The 16,875-nt window shown below is 70.4% G+C and carries 19 protein-coding genes; 7 read left to right on the top strand and 12 right to left on the bottom strand.

The window, feature by feature from the left end; all coding sequences use genetic code 11:
- Positions 1–7 precede the first annotated feature (7 nt).
- A complete protein-coding gene (locus CT688_RS04680; protein WP_107755954.1) occupies positions 8–1,330 on the top strand; it encodes a hypothetical protein in 1,323 nt (440 codons plus the stop codon).
- Between the two features lie 35 nt (positions 1,331–1,365).
- Here CT688_RS04680 and CT688_RS04675 read toward each other — a convergent pair whose 3' ends face one another.
- Positions 1,366–1,797 (bottom strand): hypothetical protein, encoded by a 432-nt coding sequence (locus CT688_RS04675; RefSeq protein WP_234414847.1) that lies wholly within the window; start codon positions 1,795–1,797, stop codon positions 1,366–1,368.
- Between the two features lie 394 nt (positions 1,798–2,191).
- Between CT688_RS04675 and CT688_RS04670 the strand changes: the two genes are divergently transcribed.
- Positions 2,192–2,440: a WhiB family transcriptional regulator gene (locus CT688_RS04670; protein ID WP_017836612.1), complete on the top strand. Its 249-nt coding sequence runs from the start codon at positions 2,192–2,194 to the stop codon at positions 2,438–2,440.
- 94 nt (positions 2,441–2,534) lie between these two features.
- Here CT688_RS04670 and CT688_RS04665 read toward each other — a convergent pair whose 3' ends face one another.
- Positions 2,535–2,750: a biotin/lipoyl-binding carrier protein gene (locus tag CT688_RS04665; protein ID WP_107755952.1), complete on the bottom strand. Its 216-nt coding sequence runs from the start codon at positions 2,748–2,750 to the stop codon at positions 2,535–2,537.
- A 104-nt stretch (positions 2,751–2,854) separates the two neighbouring features.
- On the opposite strand from CT688_RS04665, the gene CT688_RS18060 reads away from it, so the two are divergent.
- Positions 2,855–2,929, top strand: coding sequence for a 50S ribosomal protein bL37 (locus tag CT688_RS18060; protein ID WP_370446351.1), 75 nt, complete (start codon positions 2,855–2,857; stop codon positions 2,927–2,929).
- 73 nt (positions 2,930–3,002) lie between these two features.
- Here the strand turns inward: CT688_RS18060 and CT688_RS04660 are convergent, their stop codons facing one another.
- Together CT688_RS04660 and CT688_RS04655 are read right to left on the bottom strand one after the other, a co-directional pair.
- Complete coding sequence (locus CT688_RS04660) at positions 3,003–3,347, bottom strand: zf-HC2 domain-containing protein (protein ID WP_107755951.1); 345 nt, start codon at positions 3,345–3,347, stop codon at positions 3,003–3,005.
- On the bottom strand, positions 3,347–4,024 hold the full coding sequence (locus tag CT688_RS04655; RefSeq protein ID WP_107755950.1) for a sigma-70 family RNA polymerase sigma factor: 678 nt from the start codon (positions 4,022–4,024) through the stop codon (positions 3,347–3,349). The genes CT688_RS04660 and CT688_RS04655 overlap by 1 nt, the downstream gene beginning before the upstream one ends.
- 98 nt (positions 4,025–4,122) lie before the next feature.
- Between CT688_RS04655 and CT688_RS04650 the strand changes: the two genes are divergently transcribed.
- Positions 4,123–4,665 carry an aminoacyl-tRNA deacylase gene (locus CT688_RS04650; RefSeq protein WP_107755949.1) on the top strand — a complete coding sequence of 181 codons (543 nt, stop codon included), beginning with the start codon at positions 4,123–4,125 and terminating at the stop codon, positions 4,663–4,665.
- Between the two features lie 18 nt (positions 4,666–4,683).
- On the opposite strand, the gene CT688_RS04645 is transcribed toward CT688_RS04650, so the two are convergent.
- Positions 4,684–5,478 (bottom strand): SOS response-associated peptidase, encoded by a 795-nt coding sequence (locus tag CT688_RS04645; RefSeq protein ID WP_107755948.1) that lies wholly within the window; start codon positions 5,476–5,478, stop codon positions 4,684–4,686.
- A 41-nt stretch (positions 5,479–5,519) separates the two neighbouring features.
- Here CT688_RS04645 and aroA point away from each other — a divergent pair, with 41 nt between their 5' ends.
- Together aroA and rsgA are read left to right on the top strand one after the other, a co-directional pair.
- Positions 5,520–6,842 carry a 3-phosphoshikimate 1-carboxyvinyltransferase gene (gene aroA, locus CT688_RS04640; RefSeq protein WP_107755947.1) on the top strand — a complete coding sequence of 441 codons (1,323 nt, stop codon included), beginning with the start codon at positions 5,520–5,522 and terminating at the stop codon, positions 6,840–6,842.
- Positions 6,843–6,846: 4 nt separating this feature from the next.
- Positions 6,847–7,896 carry a ribosome small subunit-dependent GTPase A gene (gene rsgA / locus CT688_RS04635; protein ID WP_107755946.1) on the top strand — a complete coding sequence of 350 codons (1,050 nt, stop codon included), beginning with the start codon at positions 6,847–6,849 and terminating at the stop codon, positions 7,894–7,896.
- A gap of 30 nt (positions 7,897–7,926) precedes the next feature.
- On the opposite strand, the gene CT688_RS04630 is transcribed toward rsgA, so the two are convergent.
- The 4 genes from CT688_RS04630 to CT688_RS04615 form a co-directional block, all read right to left on the bottom strand.
- Positions 7,927–9,045: a ferredoxin reductase gene (locus CT688_RS04630; protein ID WP_107755945.1), complete on the bottom strand. Its 1,119-nt coding sequence runs from the start codon at positions 9,043–9,045 to the stop codon at positions 7,927–7,929.
- Between the two features lie 148 nt (positions 9,046–9,193).
- Positions 9,194–9,715, bottom strand: coding sequence for a hypothetical protein (locus tag CT688_RS04625; protein ID WP_107755944.1), 522 nt, complete (start codon positions 9,713–9,715; stop codon positions 9,194–9,196).
- 31 nt (positions 9,716–9,746) lie between these two features.
- Complete coding sequence (locus CT688_RS04620; RefSeq protein ID WP_107755943.1) at positions 9,747–11,162, bottom strand: wax ester/triacylglycerol synthase family O-acyltransferase; 1,416 nt, start codon at positions 11,160–11,162, stop codon at positions 9,747–9,749.
- A gap of 3 nt (positions 11,163–11,165) precedes the next feature.
- Positions 11,166–11,576 (bottom strand): HAD family hydrolase, encoded by a 411-nt coding sequence (locus CT688_RS04615; RefSeq protein WP_107755942.1) that lies wholly within the window; start codon positions 11,574–11,576, stop codon positions 11,166–11,168.
- A 131-nt stretch (positions 11,577–11,707) separates the two neighbouring features.
- Here CT688_RS04615 and CT688_RS04610 point away from each other — a divergent pair, with 131 nt between their 5' ends.
- Entirely contained in the window at positions 11,708–12,250 is a 543-nt protein-coding gene (locus CT688_RS04610) for a hypothetical protein (RefSeq protein ID WP_107755941.1), read from the top strand.
- A gap of 6 nt (positions 12,251–12,256) precedes the next feature.
- Here the strand turns inward: CT688_RS04610 and secA are convergent, their stop codons facing one another.
- From secA to CT688_RS04595, 3 genes are all read right to left on the bottom strand, one after another.
- A complete protein-coding gene (gene secA / locus CT688_RS04605) occupies positions 12,257–15,028 on the bottom strand; it encodes a preprotein translocase subunit SecA (protein WP_182612219.1) in 2,772 nt (923 codons plus the stop codon).
- A gap of 170 nt (positions 15,029–15,198) precedes the next feature.
- A complete protein-coding gene (gene hpf, locus CT688_RS04600; protein WP_107755939.1) occupies positions 15,199–15,882 on the bottom strand; it encodes a ribosome hibernation-promoting factor, HPF/YfiA family in 684 nt (227 codons plus the stop codon).
- Between the two features lie 233 nt (positions 15,883–16,115).
- Complete coding sequence (locus CT688_RS04595; RefSeq protein ID WP_107755938.1) at positions 16,116–16,721, bottom strand: ComF family protein; 606 nt, start codon at positions 16,719–16,721, stop codon at positions 16,116–16,118.
- Positions 16,722–16,875 lie beyond the last annotated feature (154 nt).

Raw genomic sequence — 16,875 nt, 5'->3', positions numbered from 1 at the left:
AAGGCACGTGCGCACACTCAGGAGAGGGTCCGGCCGCCGGTGGACGGACATCGGCGTCGCCCCCGAACGCCGGACGCGGCGAGACCTCGTCACCGCCGGGGTGATCGCCGTCGTCATGGTGGTGACGGCGGCCGTTGTGCTGGTGACCGGCAGCGCGACCGGGTCGCAGCTGCGTGCGGCGGGATCGCAGCAGCCCGAGTACGGTCCGGCCACCGAGCCCCCGACCTCGCTCCAACCGCTCTGGACGCACGAGTCCGCCGACCCCGGTCCCCCCCTCACCACCAAGGGCAATCTCGTCACCGTCTCCCCGGACGGGGTACTCGTCGGTCGTGACGCGGGATCCGGCGAGGAGCGCTGGACCTACACCCATGCGGGGCGGTTCTGTGCCGGGGCGTTCTACGCCGATCGGCTCGTCGCCGCGTTCGACGGCGCCTCCGGGTGCAGTGACGTGACCTCCCTCGACCCGACCGGGCAGGAGTACGCGAGCACCAGGCAGAGCGCGTTCGCGGACTCGATGGAACTCACCGCGACCTGGCGGCACGTACTCGCGTTGAGTCCGGACCGGCTCGAGATCTGGCGCGACGACCTGGTCCGGACCGTCGAGTACGGGGCGGTGGACGCACCGCAGGAGGCCGGGATGCAGCCCAGGGCGGGGTGCACGCTCGTGACCGCCGACCTCACCGACGAGCGCTTCGCGGTGACCGAGCGCTGCCCCGGCGAGCAGTCCGTCAGGCTGACGATCTCCGAGACCGTCCCCGAGGACAACCGCGCCCCGGAGGAGATCGCCTCGGAGCCGACCGGTGCCGACGGCCTGTGGATCATCGACGTGACCGAGCAGGGGGTCCTGGCGCTTCGGAACCGGGGCCCCGACTGGACCGTCGAGTGGTTCACCTCCCCCACCGAACACTCGACCGTCCTCGGCCTGGACGGCGAGCCGGGCGTACTGCCCTCACCCCGGTCCGTCTCGGGTGACAACGCGCAGGTCCGGTGGTTCGACGGGCGCTCCACGCACGCCTTCGACGGACAGTCCGGGAGGTACTCCTGGACGCTCGGGGCGTCGACCGGCCCCGGAATGACCGGTGGATGGTCCCCGGACCCGGAGGCCCATGCGAATGACGAGTGGGTACTCGTCCCCCTCGACGGTGCCTTCGCGCTCCTCGACCACGACACCGGTCGCGAGTTCCGCCGTCTCCCCGGAGCAGCCACAACGGGGAACGGTGCGACCGGGGAGGGTGTGACAGGAGGCGGCGTGACGGGACTCGCCCAGATCGGCGACATCCTCTACGAGAGCAGGGCGGGTCTGGTCCACGCGTACAAGTTCCTCGACTGACCATTCCGCGGCGCACCCGGTTACGGTCGATCAGGTCACGCGGCGTACCACTCGATCGCGTCCCTGCGGAACAACGAGACCAACGCGACCGCGCAGATCACGGCGAGGAGCAGCCCGGCGAGGTACTGGTCCGAGCCCACCCCGACGTACCAGGCCACGAACAGCAACAACAGCTCGGCGATCACCACCAGACCCCGGCCCCAGCGGCGCCCCCGCAACAGACCGACGCCGGCCGCGAGAAGGCCGCCACCGAGGATCGCGAACCAGACCGCGGTGCCGTAGCCACTGATGACGACGGTCTCCTCCCGATGGCCGCCGGCCGCACGGATGGCGAGGGCCACGGCCACTCCCACACCGATGAGCCCCTGCGCCGAGGAGATCCACCCGGCCAGCCGGACGGGCGTGGGGATGGCCGCTCGGGGATCACGCCGATCAAGCGGGGGACGATGGTCGTCAGGTCGGGTCACGTTCACCTCCACAGACTATGTCGCGACCGCGGCCGAACCCGCACCGCCCTTGTGGACTGGACTCCGTTTAGCTCATCACGGCCCCTGGCGTGGGCTTTCGGGTCGATTTGACAACCGGGGTGACCTTTGCCACATGTGACGGGAGAGGGTTGACTTGTCATGGAATCGTGGCACGATCGTTCGTAACAGCGCAGACGCACAATGTTTGCATTGCCTTAACCGAGAGCTCTTCCTCACGGACCGAGCCCGAGGAGAGGGTACACCCCCCACCGCATCGCCGGATGTGAATGACCATGTACGTCCGCGCGCCGATTTTCGCACACATCGGCGCGTCGACGTCGTCTTCTCGTGTCCGGTTGACCCGATAACGGTCTCGTAACCGTAAGGAGTTTCCATGGACTGGCGCCACAAGGCCATCTGCCGCGACGAGGATCCCGAGCTGTTCTTCCCCGTCGGCAATTCCGGACCCGCCCTCGCCCAGATCGCCGAGGCGAAGATCGTCTGCAACCGTTGCCCCGTCACCGCCGAGTGCCTGGCCTGGGCCCTCGAGTCCGGCCAGGACGCGGGCGTCTGGGGCGGGATGAGCGAGGACGAGCGTCGCGCTCTCAAGCGTCGTCGTGCCCGTACCCGCACGTCGGTCTGACCACCACCGTCTGACCACCACCGCCTGATCGACGCGGAGGCCGGTTCCTCTCCCCTGTGGGGGCGGAACCGGCCTTCGTCGTTCCGGACGGAGGTCAGCCGATCACGGCGATGAGATCACCGGCCTGGATGACATCTCCGGGGGTCACGGCCACCTCGGTGACGGTGCCGGCCGTCTCACACAACACCGGGATCTCCATCTTCATGGACTCGAGGAGCACGATGGTGTCGCCCTCGGCGACCTCGGTGCCGACGGCTGCGACGACCTCCATGACGTTCGCGACCATCTCGGCACGGACCTGTTCAGTCATTCGGATGTTCCTCTGCTTTCCTCACGCGGCGGCCCCCGGACTCCTCAATGCAACCACACAGGGGTTCTCGTGGGAGACTTGTACACCGACGAAAGGAGGCGACCATGGGCAAGCGTGGCCGCAAGAGGCGGGATCGCCGCAAGAACAACGCCAACCACGGCAAGCGTCCGAACAGCTGAGTCCGGACCACCAGAACCGAGTGGAGGGGCGGGCACCGGCACGGTGCCCGCCCCTCCACTCGTCCACCGGGGATCACTCGGTCCGGTGACGTCCTTCCGCATCGCGCCGGTGGACGGTCGTGGTCCGGTGCACCACCGTCGTCCCGTCGGCATCGGTCGTGGTCACCGTGGTGCGTCGGATCTCCACCATCAGTCGTTCCCTCAGCCCGGACGGCGCCTTCTCACAGCATGAACTGGACAACTTCGCCTTGAGCCGACGCTCCGAGAGGAAGAGCTCCCTACAGGTGGGGCACCCCGCGAGGTGATGCTCGAGCCTCGAGCGACACGCGTCGTCGCATTCGAGGTCCACGAGCAGGGACAGGTCGCGCCGGGCGGCCTCGCAGTCGATCCGATCCAACCGCGGGTCGTGCTCCCTCATCACGACGCACCCCCCGCCCTGTCACGACCGAAGCCACGCTCGGTCGCCACGTCGCGCAGCAACTCACGCAGCTGCTTCCGGCCCCTGTGCAGGCGCGACATCACGGTTCCCAGCGGGGTGTCCATGATCTCGGCGATCTCCTTGTAGGGAAGATCCTGGACATCCGCGTAGTAGACCGCCATCCGGAACTCCTCCGGCAACTGCGCCAACGCGGCCCGGATCTCGTCGTCCGGCAGCAGCTCCATCGCCTCGACCTCCGCCGAACGCAGCCCGGTGGAGGTGTGTTCGGCGGCGGCCGCCAGCTGCCAGTCCGTGATCTCCTCGGTCGGATACTGGGCGGGTTGGCGCTGCCGCTTGCGGTAGTGGTTGATGTACGCGTTGGTGAGGATGCGGTGCATCCAGGCGCGGAAATTCGTCCCGGGCTTGAACGAGTGGAAGCCCGCGTACGCCTTCGCGTACGCCTCCTGCACGAGGTCCTCCGCATCCGCCGGGTTGCGAGTCATCCGCAGAGCAGCACCGTACAACTGGTCGAGAAGCGGCATGGCCAACTCTTCGAACTGCTCGGCACGTTGGTCGGACTCGTCGGGCTGCAACTCTGTCGGCAACCGGTACTCCTCACCTGTCGGTGACCCGGAGTCTATCCGCACGCCGGGGGCCTCGAGGACCGCGGTCCGCATCGCACCCTCCTCTCCTCGCCCCGGAACCGTCCCGGGTACCTGCTCTCACCAACACCCGCCTCTCGCGCGCTATTCCACCGGGCGCCGTCGCTACGCTGGTGTGGGTGACCCGGAAACGCGCGGGACAGCGCACACCCGCCGCCGCGGCGACCCCCGCCGTCGCCGCCCTGCTCTCCGCGGGCGTCGACCACGTGGTGCACACCTACAGCGCCGGCGCGGGGGCCTTCGGCGACGAGGCCGCACGCATCATGGGCGAACGCCTGGGAATCGACGCCGGCAGGGTGTTCAAGACGCTGGTGCTCACGACCGCCCGCCCACCCGAGGGGACCCGGACCCCGCTGGCGGTCGCGGTCCTGCCGGTCACGGCCATGCTCGACCTCAAGGCGGCCGCTTCCGCGCTGTCCTGCGGAAAGGCCTCACTCGCCCCTGTGGACGTCGCGGAGAAGACCACCGGGTACGTGGTCGGCGGGGTCTCGCCCCTCGGGCAGAAGAGGTCCCTGGCGACGGTCGTCGACCGGTCCGCGTCGGACCACACCACAATCCTGTGCAGCGCCGGCCGGCGGGGATGGGAGATCGAGCTCGCACCCACGGACCTCGTCGCCCTCACGGGAGCGACCACGGCGGCGATCACCGCGCGGTGACGCCCCGGGGCGGTCTGGTCAGAACAGCAGCCCGGCGGTCGGATCCACCGGGCGCACCAGGTCCGGACCCTCGTTCCGGACGTTGGAGACCGCGCGCGAGACCGGCCGGATCTCCACCCGGTCGGCCCACTGAGCCAGGTCACCGCCCGCACCGTCGACCAGCGCCCGGGGGTCGCCGATCACGGACGGGTCGAGCCAGTCGGAGACCACGGACGGGTCCACCACGAGCGGCATCCGGTCGTGGATGCGGCGCAGCGGTCCGAGCGCCGCGGTGGTGAGGATGGCGCACGAGAGCTGGGTGACGTCCTGGTCGGCGGGATCGCGCCGGGCTTCCCAGAGCCCCGCCATGAGCAAGCCCTCGGTGCCGGGCAGGCTCATGTGGAACGGCTGCTTGGGCCCCGCCCGGCCCCCCGGTGTCGCCGGCTGCCCGGGGACCCACTCGTACCACCCGTCCATCGGCACCACACAGTGGCGCCGGGCCACGGCGGCACGGAACGACGGCTTCTCGAAGGCGGTCTCGACCCGGGCGTTGAACAGGGTCGGCAACCTCCCCGGGTCCCTGGCCCAGGACGGCACCAGGCCCCAGCGCATCGAGCGCAGGACCCGTCGGGGGGTCTCGCTCAGGTCGAGACGTTCGCGCGGGGCGTCCAGGACGAGCGTCGGGATGGTCGTGGTGGGTGCGATGTTGAACCGCGGTGAGACCGGACCCCGGTCGGGCCACAGCCCCGGCGGGGGCGACGACGCCTCGTCCACGGCGTCGAGTTCCACCGCGAGCCGCGCCGGATCCGAGGAGAGCGAGAACCGTCCACACATGCGGTCCATCCTCCCACCCGGGCCGGGCGGGATCGGAGTGGATGCGCGACAATGACCAGGTGAGTCATTGGAACGCCCCCGTCGCCGACACGCCCGTGAACGCCGTGGTCCCGGTGCCCGGGTCCAAGTCGCTGACCAACCGCGCCCTCGTCCTGGCCGCGCTGGCCGACGCCTCCGCGCGGGTGAGCGGGACGTTGCGCAGCCGGGACACCGACCTGATGATCGGAGCGCTCGGTGCTCTCGGAACCCGGATCGAGGGCCCCGGGGGACCGCTCGGCCCCGACGACACCGAACTGGTCGTCACACCCGGGCCGTTGCACGGGGCGGACGTCGAGTGCGGCCTGGCCGGGACGGTCATGCGGTTCGTACCTCCACTCGCCGCGCTCGCCACCGGCATATCGACGTTCGACGGTGACCCCGCCGCGCGGGTGCGTCCGCAGGCCACGGTCCTCGACGCGCTCCGCTCGCTCGGGGCCGACGTCACCGGGGACAGGCTCCCGTTCTCGGTGTCCGGGACGGGTTCCCTCCGGGGTGGACGGGTGGAGATGGACGCCTCGGCCTCCTCTCAGTTCGTCTCCGGACTGCTGCTCTCCGCCGCCCGCTTCGACGACGGGGTGGAACTGGTCCACGTGGGCGCGTCCGCCGTCCCGTCCGGTCCGCACATCGAGATGACGCTGGCGATGCTCAGGGAGTCCGGGGTGGTTGTCGAACAGCCCACGGCGTCGTCCTGGCGCGTGGCTCCGGGGCCGATCTCCGCAGTCGACCGGGTGGTGGAGCCCGACCTGTCCAATGCCACCCCGTTCCTCGCCGCGGCCGCCGTCACCGGCGGGTCCGTGCGCGTGCCCCGCTGGCCGGTGGCCACCACACAACCGGGGGACGCCATCCGCGGGATCCTTCAGGACATGGGCGCGACCGTGACCCTCGAGACCGTCGACGGGGCGGACCACGGGACCCTCGTCGTCGTCGGACCCGACCACCTGTCACCCGTGGACGTGGATCTGTCCGCCATCGGTGAGCTCACCCCGACGATCGCCGCACTGTGCGCGCTCGCCGACGGCCCGTCCACGCTCACCGGGATCGCCCACCTCCGCGGGCACGAGACCGATCGTCTCGCCGCCCTCGCCGCCGAACTCGGCGCGGTGGGGTGCGACGTCACGGAGCGGGCCGACGGCCTCGAGATCGTCCCGGGATCCCTGCACGGCGCCCCCTGGCGGGCCTACGCCGATCACCGCATGGCCACCGCGGGTGCCATCATCGGCCTCGTGGTACCGGGGATCGAGGTGGACGACATCGACTCGACCGCCAAGACCATGCCGGGGTTCACCTCGATGTGGACCGGCATGCTCGCCGGCGGGACGACGTAGCGTCGTGGCCACCAGGCGGGGCGGGAGCGGCGCGCGCGGCTGGGACGAGTCCGACATCCGGATCCGGCCGGGCAAGGGGTCGAGGCCGCGAACCAAACGCAGGCCCAGCCACTCCGACGCGGCGTCCGCGATGGTCGTGAGCGTCGACCGGGGGCGCTGGGGCTGCGTGCTGCTCGACGACGGCCCCGACCACGTCGCCGGCACCCGGATCGTCACCATGCGGGCCCGCGAGCTCGGCCGCACGCCCATCGTCGTGGGCGACCACGTCGGCGTGGTCGGGGACCTCACCGGCACCCGGGACACCCTGTCGAGGATCGTCCGGGTCGCCGACCGCAGCACGGTGCTGCGCCGGACCGCCGACGACTCCGACCCGTACGAGCGGGTCGTGGTGGCCAACGCCGAACTGCTCCTCATCGTCGTCGCGGTCGCGGACCCCCCGCCCCGCGCCGGCTTCGTGGCCCGCGCCCTCGTGGCGGCCTACACGGGCGGACTGGACCCCGTCCTGTGCCTGACCAAGGGTGACCTCGACGACCCGTCGGTGTTCGCCGCCGAGTTCGAGGCACTCGACGTCCCCGTCCTGCGGACCGGGATCGACGACGACCTCGGGGCCCTGCACGATCGGATCGACGGCCGGATCTCCGCCATGATCGGCCACTCGGGGGTCGGGAAGTCCACCCTCGTCAACCGTCTGATCCCCGACGCCCACCGGGCGACCGGCGCGGTCTCGGGAGTGGGCAAGGGCCGGCACACCTCGACCCAGTCGGTCGCCCTCGAACTGGGATCGGGGGGCTGGGTGGTGGACACCCCGGGGATCCGGAGCTTCGGACTGGCGCACGTCTCGCCCGACGACGTGGTGGCGGCGTTCTCCGATCTGGACGCGATCGCTCAGGACTGCCCGCGGGGCTGCACCCACCAGGGCCCGCCCGCCGATCCGGAGTGCAGGTTCGACACCGTCATCGACCCCGCGGTCCACCGACGCGCGCTGGCCGTGAGAGAACTCCTCGGCGCCCTGCAGTCCAACGACGCGTGGGCGCTCGGGTCGGATCAGGACTGAGCACGAGCCGCGACCGTCGCGCCGACGCGGTCAGAGCTTGAGCTCGACGTCCCCCAACGCCACCGAGACGCAGGTCTGGATCCGCTCACCGGGTCCGTGGTCGGTGCCGTTGCGCAGATCGCGGACGTGCCCCTCGTCGAGTCCCACGACACACGTCTGGCAGATCCCCATCCGACAGCCGAAGGGCATCTGCACGCCCACCTTCTCCCCGCCCTCGAGGATGGTGGTGGCACCGTCGAGCTCGACGGTCTTGCCGGTCGACCCGAACGTCACGGTCCCGCCCGAGGCCCCGGCGTCCCGGTTGACGGTGAAGCGCTCCACGTGGAGGTCGTCCCGATTCGTGGCTCTGAAGTGCTCGTCGAGCTCGTCGAGCATCGCGTTGGGCCCGCACGCCCATGTCGGACGCTCCGACCAGTCGGGGACGAGGGCGGACATCTGGCGCGAGTCGATGCGGCCCTCCTCGCTGGTCACCCGGAGATGCAGGACGTAACCGGGTTGGGTCTTCTCGAGGGCGCGCAGCTCGTCGTAGAAGAGCGCGTCCTCCCTCTCACGCACCGAGTGCACGTGGACGACGTCCGGGAACGGTTCGGTGACCGAACGGCGGTCCAGGGACCGGAGCATCCCCATGACCGGGGTGATCCCGGAACCGGCGGTCACGAACATCAGCTTGGGAGGGGTCGGCGTCGGCAGGTGGAAGTCGCCCGCCGGTGCCGCGAGACGGACGATGGTCCCGGGCTCGACGGTGCCGACGATGTGGTTGCTGAGAAGTCCCTCGGGAAGCGCCTTGACGGTCACCGAGTACTCGCCGCGGCCGGTGGTGGGGGCCGAGGTCAGGGAGTAGGAGCGCCAGGTCCAGCGGCCGTCGAGAAGCACGCCGATGCCCAGATACTGGCCGGGCTGGTAGTGCGGGGTCGCGCCCCAGCCGGGCTTGATGACCAGCGTGACGGTGTCCTCCGCCTCGCGGCGCACCGACACCACCTCGCCGCGCAGTTCGCGGGAGGACCACAGCGGATAGATGAGCGACGAGTAGTCGTCCATCCGGAGCGGGTGTGTGAGGCGGTTGAGGAATCGATGTGCGGCCCGGGGTTCAGGAACCCTCGCAGCCGCTGCGCGCAGTACACGGTTGAGCCCGCTGGTCGACTCGGTCACTGGTGCCTCCTTGAGACCGGGGACCGCACGACCCGAGGACCGGGCCGACGGTGCCGGAGATGAGAACCTACGGTAGCGGAGGGTAGCGCCTGGCGGGCACCACACGGGCATGATCCCGCCGGACGGGGCCGGGCTCCCCGATCCCTTCTCAGAGCAGATTAAGCAGGAACGGCAGTTCACCCGCGTCGTACCAGGCGAGATCGATGTCGAGGGCGTCCCCCACGGTGAGCTCCGCGTCCTCGTCCCCCAGATCGGCGCGGTCCACGGCCTCGACCGCGGCCTCGACCGCGCCGGCGGCGCCCGCCAGGTCCACGTGGACGGCGGCGATCTCCTCCATCCCCACGGTCCCCCTGGACAGGCGCACCACGGCGGTGTCCAGATCCGGTCGCGGCTGGGTGTCGGCGTCGGGGACGTCCACGCTCACCACCACCCGGCGGTAGGGATGCGTGTCGTGTACCGCACCGGAGTCGATCTCTCCACCCAGCAGCCGCAGCGAGGCGCGGGCCGCCTCGAGGTACGCCACGTGCTCGATCTCCTCCGTGTCCCCCTCGGCGTAGGATTCCACGAGCGCGGGGGTCGCCGCGAAGGCGGTCCCGCTGCGGACGGGCATCTCCCCGCTGTCGAGCAGGGTCTCCAGCATCGCGAGCGTGGCGGGGATGAACAGACGCATGATGGTGCCTTCCTCGGGTGGACGGTGCGGGTCAGCGGGAGGTGCCGGTGAGCTCGTCCAGCGCCGAGGAGATGAGCTCCCCGATCTCCTCCACGTCCGGCACCGCCTGACGGTCCGCGGTGAACCCGCAGTAGACCACCCCCGAGTAACTGCTCATGGACACGGCCAGCGCCTGACCGTCGAGCAGCGCCGGCACGGGATAGACCTCAGCGAGCTCACCGTCACCCCAGAACATCTTGTGCTGCGGACCGGGCGCATTGGTGACGACCAGGTCATAGCTGTCCGACGGCAACATGATCGCGGCGCGGGAACCCAGCGCGTGCAGGGTGGGCGGGGCGAAACCCGAGAGTCGGGCCAACGACTTGGCACCCACCGCCTGTCTGGGATGCCGCTGGGTGGCCGTCTCCCTGGAGATCTGCGCGAGCCGCATCCTGGGGTTGGGCTCCCCCACCGGCATCCCGATGAGCGCGGAGGCGATCTCCGCCGAGGTCGCCTCCGCGGAGGCCTCGGGACCATCGGAACCCTCGGCCGTGCCTGACTCCGAGGACACGGCCATCGGGACGATCGCGCGGAGGGTGTCGGCAGTCGAGAGGGGGTGACCGCAGGACAGGATCCACGACCGCAGCGCCCCACAGAGGACTGCCAGGACCACGTCGTTGACCTTGCAGCCGTGGTCCCTCGCGATCGCGCGTGCCCGGTCCAGGGGGAACGACGCCAGCCCGACCCTGCTGCCGCGGGGTCGGGAGGTCCGGAACATCTCCGCCAGTCCCCCGGGCGGGCGCAGGACGGTGAGACTCGCCGCGCCGACCAGACCCCGGCTCGCCCTCTCCACCGCGTTCACCAGACGGGCCGAGCGTCGGACCAGCTCCAGGGGGTCCGTGGCGATGGTGATCAAGGCGTCCAGCACGAGGACCCCGTCGCCCGGTGACGGGACGGGGGTCCAGGTGGCCACCTCGTGCACGTCAGCAGACGCCTTCTCGTCGGTCATGAGGACCTGTGCGAGGTCCACGGCGTTGGGGCCGCCGAGCAGGACGTGGTGGGTCTTGGTGAGCACCGCCAGCCGCCCGTCGCCGAGACCCTCGATGAGGTAGAGCTCCCACAGCGGCCGGCCGGGTTCGAGCGGACGGTCGACCAGCCGGGCCACCAGATCGGCGAGCTGCCGCACCCCGCCGGGAGCCGGCAGGGCGGACCGCCGCACGTGGAAGCTCAGGTCGAAGTCCGGATCGTCGACCCAGACCGCCCGGGCCAGCCCGAACGGGACGTACCGGATGCGCTGCCGGAACCGGGGTGCGTCGGCCAGTCGGGCGTCGACGAATTCCATCACCCGGTCGATGTCCCAGGGATCGTCCCGGGAGACGAGCGCCAGGGAGCAGGAGTGCCGACTCCGTGATCGGGTGGCGTCCCCGAGGAGCAGATCCGCGTCCGCCGTCGCCAGCCTGGCCGCCACCGGTCAGACCGCCTCGTCGAGTCCGAGCAGCCCGCGGATCTCCACGGCCGCGCGGTCGAAGACCTGGTAGAACACCCCGATCATGCCCGTCTGCACCGCGCCCAGGACGTTCTCGATCGCGTCGTCGACCATCACGCACTCGCGCGGCTCCAGCTCGAGGCGTCTCGCCGCCTCGAGGAACGCCTCGGGATCGGGTTTCTCCACCCCGGTCAGCCCGCTGAGCACCACGTGATCGATCCCGTAGGCGCGGGCGTCCTCACGCACCCGGTCGGCACCCGGGCCCTCGGGTTCGTTGCTGAGGACCGCCAGGCGTACGTCGTTGGCACGTGCACCGATGAAGATCTCCCGCCAGCTCTCGCGGTCCTCTTCCGTGCCGTCCAGCACCCCGAAGTAGTCGACAATCAGTCCTCGCATGGGACCAGCCTAGGCAACGCCCGTCGACGGTGCAGAGGTGGAGCCGGAACCGCCCGGTTCGCCCCGCGCGTCACACCACATAGAGGGATGCGAGACCGGCCCGGTTCTCGTCGGAGAGAGCAGGAGTGCACATGGCCCCGACACCAGTGTCATCGACCCCCCGGGAGAGCGCGCAGGACGAATGCCGGGTCAGGCCGCTGCTGTCGACGGAGCCCGGCCCCGACGTCCGTCCGCACGACCGGGCGAGCGGCCCGGTCGCCGACATGATCGCGGTGGCGGTCCCGGTGCCGGACCCAGAGGACGCGGTACCGGTGCCGGCGCGGCGGGCAGCTCACGCGCTGGTGATCATGGCCCTCGAGGTGGTCGACCGAAAGCGGGCACCACGCAACACCCGGGGCGCGTTCCCGCCCCACCTGATCGAGATGCTCGGGACGGTCGCCCGCGGTGGCGTCCCCGGCCGCGCCCTCGGTGTGGCGCGGATCCACCGCCTCCACATCCACCCCGCCGATCCGGGAGCGGCGGACTCCGAGGGTGCCCCCGGGTCCCCGGGCGGCGGCGGCCGGGACTACGAGGTCTGCGCCACGTACGCCCGCGGGCCGAGACTGTTCGCCGTCGCGGCCCGCATCCGGGTCACCGATACCGGGGCGACCTGCACGGCCCTCCGGTTGGTCTAGGGGCCGTCAGCCCTTGCGCCCGCGGGACGCGGCCTTGGCCGCTCGTTCCCGGCGGTCGAGCCGGTCCTGCCGTTCCCGGGAACGACGCTCGGCACGGTTGGCCGGGACACTCTCGTCGACGAGCTGCGCCTCACCCGTCTCCGACGGGCCCGAGAACTGCATCTGGTCGTCGCTCACGTCGCGGCCCGTGCCCGCGGCCTGCAGGATCGGATTGGCACCCGCGAGCGACGCGGCCTGCGCCGCAGAGGGCGCCGCCACCGACTTCTGCTGCTGACCGGCCTCGACCTTGACGTTGAACAGGAACGCGACGGTCTCCTCGCGCACCCCGTCCATCATCGCCGCGAACATGTCGTAACCCTCGCGCTGGTACTCGACCAGGGGGTCGCGCTGGGCCATGGCACGCAGCCCGATGCCCTCCTTGAGGTAGTCCATCTCGTAGAGGTGCTCGCGCCACTTCCGGTCCAGGACCTGGAGCATGATCGATCGCTCGAGCTGACGCATCGCGCCCTCGCCGCCGATGCCCTCGATCTCGGCTTCGCGCTCGTCGTATCGGGCGAAGACGTCGTCGAGGATCGCGTCCTTGAGGTTCTTGGCCGACAGGTCGCCCGACGCCCCGTACTCGTCGCCGTCGATGATCGACTGCGCGGTGATCGAGACCGGGTAGAGCTGCCCGAGCGCGTCCCAGAGCTTGTCCAGGTCCCAGTCCTCGACGTACCCCTCGGCGGCGGCGCCGTCGACGTAGGCGCTGATCACCTGATAGATCATCGACTCGACCTGGTCGGTGATGTCCTCGCCCTCGAGGATCCGCTTGCGCTCGCCGTAGATGACGGTGCGCTGCTGGTTCATCACCTCGTCGTACTTGAGGACGTCTTTGCGGATCTCGAAGTTCTGCGACTCGACCTGTGTCTGGGCGTTCTTCACGGCCCGCGAGACCATGCCTGCCTCGATCGGCACGTCGTCGGGCAGGCTCAACCGGTTCATGATCGCCTCGACGGCCGCGCCGTTGAAGCGACGCATGAGCTCGTCACCCAGGGACAGGTAGAACCGGGACTCACCCGGGTCACCCTGGCGACCCGAGCGGCCGCGCAACTGGTTGTCGATCCGCCGGGAGTCGTGTCGCTCGGTGCCCAGGACATAGAGACCGCCGGCCTCGCGGACCCGCTCGGCCTCCTCCTTGCTGAGCTTGCGCATGCGCTCGATCTCGGCGTCCCATGCCTCCTCGTACTCCTCCGGAGTGTCCACGGGGTTGAGTCCGCGCTCACGCAGGTTGAGGTCGGCGATGATGTCCGGGTTGCCACCGAGCACGATGTCGGTTCCACGACCGGCCATGTTGGTCGCCACGGTGACCGCACCCGGGCGACCGGCCTGGGCGATGATCTGGGCCTCGGACGCATGGAACTTGGCGTTGAGGACGTGGTGCTTGATGCCCCTGCGGGTGAGCAGCCTCGACAGGTGCTCACTGCGTTCGACGGACGCGGTGCCCACGAGAACCGGCTGCTTCTTCTCGACGCGTTCGGCGATGTCCTCCACCACCGCGGCGAACTTCGACTCCTCGGTCTTGTAGATGAGGTCGGCCAGGTCCTCGCGCGCCATCGGCCGGTTGGTCGGGATCGGCATGACCTCGAGCTTGTAGATGGAGTAGAGCTCCGCGGCCTCGGTCTCGGCCGTACCGGTCATCCCCGCGAGCTTCTCGTAGAGACGGAAGTAGTTCTGCAGGGTGATGGTGGCCAGGGTCTGGTTCTCGGCCTTGATCTCCACCCGTTCCTTGGCCTCGATGGCCTGGTGCATTCCCTCGTTGTAGCGGCGCCCGTCGAGGACCCGCCCCGTGAACTCGTCGACGATGATCACGTCGCCGTCGCGGACGATGTAGTCCTTGTCCTTGGTGAACAGCTCCTTGGCCTTGATGGAGTTGTTCAGGTAGCTCACGAGGGGCGAGTTCGCCGCCTCGTAGAGGTTGTCGATCCCGAGCTGGTCCTCGACGAACTCGACGCCCTGCTCGGTCACACCGATCGTGCGCTTCTTCCGGTCGACCTCGTAGTGCGTGCCCTCCTCGAGCAGGGGGGCGATACGGGCGAACTCCCCGTACCACTTGCTCGACCCGTCGGCGGGGCCCGAGATGATCAGCGGGGTCCTCGCCTCGTCGATGAGGATCGAGTCGACCTCGTCGACGATCGCGTAGTTGTGGCCACGCTGGACCAGCTCCGCGGTGTCGTGCGCCATGTTGTCGCGGAGGTAGTCGAAGCCGAACTCGTTGTTGGTGCCGTAGGTGATGTCGGCCGCGTAGGACTCCCGCCGCTGCGCGGGGGTCATGCCGCCGAGGATGGCTCCGACGGACAGCCCGAGGAACCGGTGGACGCGACCCATCCACTCGGCGTCGCGCTTGGCCAGGTAGTCGTTGACCGTGACCACGTGGACGCCCTGGCCGGACAGGGCGTTGAGGTAGGCGGGCAGCACACAGGTCAGGGTCTTGCCCTCACCGGTCTTCATCTCCGCCACGGCGCCGGTGTGCAGGACGATGGCACCGATGATCTGCACCTTGTACGGCCGCTGCCCGAGCACCCGGTAGGCGGCCTCGCGGGCCACCGCGAACGCCTCCGGCAGCAGGTCGTCGAGCGTCTCACCCTTCGCCAGCCGAGCCTTGAACTCGTCGGTCTTGGCGCGGAGCTCGTCGTCGGTCAGCGTCTCCGTCGCCTCGGACAGGGTGTCCACGTAATCGGCGAGAGCGCTGTACCGCTTGAGCTTTCGACCTTCGCCGGCTCGGAGCAGCTTGGAAAGGATGGACACAGTCTCGAACGTCCTCGTGGTCGGGGTGATCGGAATTCTGGCTACCTGCGCGGGGTCCACGCGGGCCCTCGGTCCATCCTAGGTGCTCTGGGCCCCGGATACACGCCGCGGGCGGCCCGGTCCATTCGGACCGGACCGCCCCCGGGGCGTGCGAGCCGTGACCGTCAGGCCTCGTCGCTCAGCGTGATCAGCCCGTAGTCGAACGCGTGCCGCCGGTAGACGACGGTGGCGCGCCCGGACTCGGCATCGCGGAAGAGGTAGAAGTCGTGTCCCACGAGCTCCATCTTCTCGAGCGCGTCGTCGACCGACATCGGGGTCCCGTCGTGCTCCTTGCGGCGCACGATCTGGCCGGGGAGCTGATCGTCGTGCCCGTCGGCGTACTCATCCAACACGTCCGCCGGTGCGGCCTCGGGCGCGAGCTCAGCGGTGGCCTCGGCGACGGACTGCGGCCGACGGTGACCGGAGTGGCTGATCTTCCGCCGGGTGCGGGCCTTGCGCATCTGCCGCTCGAGCTTGGCCACCGCCGATTCCAGAGCGGCGTAGAAGGTGTCCTCGGCGGCCTCCGCGCGGGCGACGCCCGGCTTGCCCTTGAGGGTGATCTCGATCCGCTGGCTGGCCTTGGCCAGTCGTGGATTCTTCTCGTGCAACAGCACCACGTCGAACCGGGTGATCGCCGGCGAGATCTTCTCGATCTTCGCGAGCTTGGTGTGGATCCGGGTCGCGAAGTGGTCGGGGACCTCGACGTTCCGGCCCTTGATGGTCACCTGCGCTTCAGGGGCACCGGGGTCGTCGGTCGACGGACCGTCGAAGGTGGCGGGGTCGAGCAGGACTGCGGGGGTCTTCGCCATCGAAGCTCCTCCTCATCGGGCCTGCGGCGGGCCCCGGAGACCGGCCCGGTTACCGCCCGGGACCCCGGTCGAGGGGCCAACCCACATGGCTGAGTGGACACTCTCCGGACGTGGGACACCATCGGCTGAATTCTCGTGAACGCGCTGGTGAACCCCGTCCGCGACCTACGATACCCGGTCGCCTGTGCACCGGACCGCAGTAGGCTCAAGTCGTCCGGAAGTCACCCTCGCCCTCAGGCGGCGGTGACCGCGATGACGCCGTCGACGCGCAGACCGCCCTCGCCCAGCGCACCGACGCACGCGGCGGCCGTGGCCCCCGTGGTGACGACGTCATCCACCACGAGGACGGTCGCCGGCGTCCTGAGCACCTCGGCGACCGTCGACGGCGCCCCTGGCGTGGCCCGGATCAAGGTGTCCGGCGATCGTCTCCTGATCCGGCCCGAGAGGTTGCCGGACCTCGCCCGCGCGTCCAATCCGGCGGCGTCGCGGACCCTGCCCCGGATCTCGAGCAGCGGGGCCACGGCCACGGGTCCACGCGGGACCGACCCCGCCAGCTCGGCCGCGAGGGCGTCCACGAGCCCCCGGACGTGGTCGAACCCGCGTCGACGGCGCGCCCGGCCTGAGGCCGGCGCGGGCACGAACACCGTCGGACGTTCCGACGCCTCCGGGATCTCGCCCTCAGCCCTCAGCGCGTCGATCCCGGCCGCGAGCGCCGCACCTATGGGGGCGGCCAGGTCCGGACGGCCCCGGTCCTTGTACGCCGACACGGCCCGGGCGGCGGGTCCGACGTGCCGTGCGAGCGCCCACACGGGCACCGAGAGATCCGCGCGTGTGCGCACGTGCAGCGGGCTCCCGCCGAGACTCAGGGCGCACTGCGGACACCATCGCTGCCGCGCGCGCCCGCACCCCGCGCACTCCAGCGGGACCACGAGATCCGCCAGCGCCGCGGACCACCCGGGGCCCGGTGGGCGCCCGCGTCTCCCGTCGGCCCCC

The sequence above is a fragment of the Dietzia sp. JS16-p6b genome, assembly GCF_003052165.1.
Taxonomy (GTDB): Bacteria; Actinomycetota; Actinomycetes; order Mycobacteriales; family Mycobacteriaceae; genus Dietzia.
The sequence above is the reverse complement of the archived record's forward strand: the minus strand, read 5'-3'. Positions and strand labels throughout refer to the sequence as shown.

Bases quoted from the DNA above. Each gene is read 5' to 3' on its own strand.
- CT688_RS04610 (WP_107755941.1), top strand. From the start codon at position 11,708: ATGGCCCCGACACCAGTGTCATCGACCCCCCGGGAGAGCGCGCAGGAC.
- CT688_RS04655 (WP_107755950.1), bottom strand. From the start codon at position 4,024: ATGCGGACCGCGGTCCTCGAGGCCCCCGGCGTGCGGATAGACTCCGGG.
- CT688_RS04660 (WP_107755951.1), bottom strand. From the start codon at position 3,347: ATGAGGGAGCACGACCCGCGGTTGGATCGGATCGACTGCGAGGCCGCC.
- CT688_RS04625 (WP_107755944.1), bottom strand. From the start codon at position 9,715: ATGCGTCTGTTCATCCCCGCCACGCTCGCGATGCTGGAGACCCTGCTC.
- CT688_RS04670 (WP_017836612.1), top strand. From the start codon at position 2,192: ATGGACTGGCGCCACAAGGCCATCTGCCGCGACGAGGATCCCGAGCTG.
- CT688_RS04645 (WP_107755948.1), bottom strand. From the start codon at position 5,478: ATGTGTGGACGGTTCTCGCTCTCCTCGGATCCGGCGCGGCTCGCGGTG.
- CT688_RS04665 (WP_107755952.1), bottom strand. From the start codon at position 2,750: ATGACTGAACAGGTCCGTGCCGAGATGGTCGCGAACGTCATGGAGGTC.
- hpf (WP_107755939.1), bottom strand. From the start codon at position 15,882: ATGGCGAAGACCCCCGCAGTCCTGCTCGACCCCGCCACCTTCGACGGT.
- CT688_RS04615 (WP_107755942.1), bottom strand. From the start codon at position 11,576: ATGCGAGGACTGATTGTCGACTACTTCGGGGTGCTGGACGGCACGGAA.
- aroA (WP_107755947.1), top strand. From the start codon at position 5,520: ATGCGCGACAATGACCAGGTGAGTCATTGGAACGCCCCCGTCGCCGAC.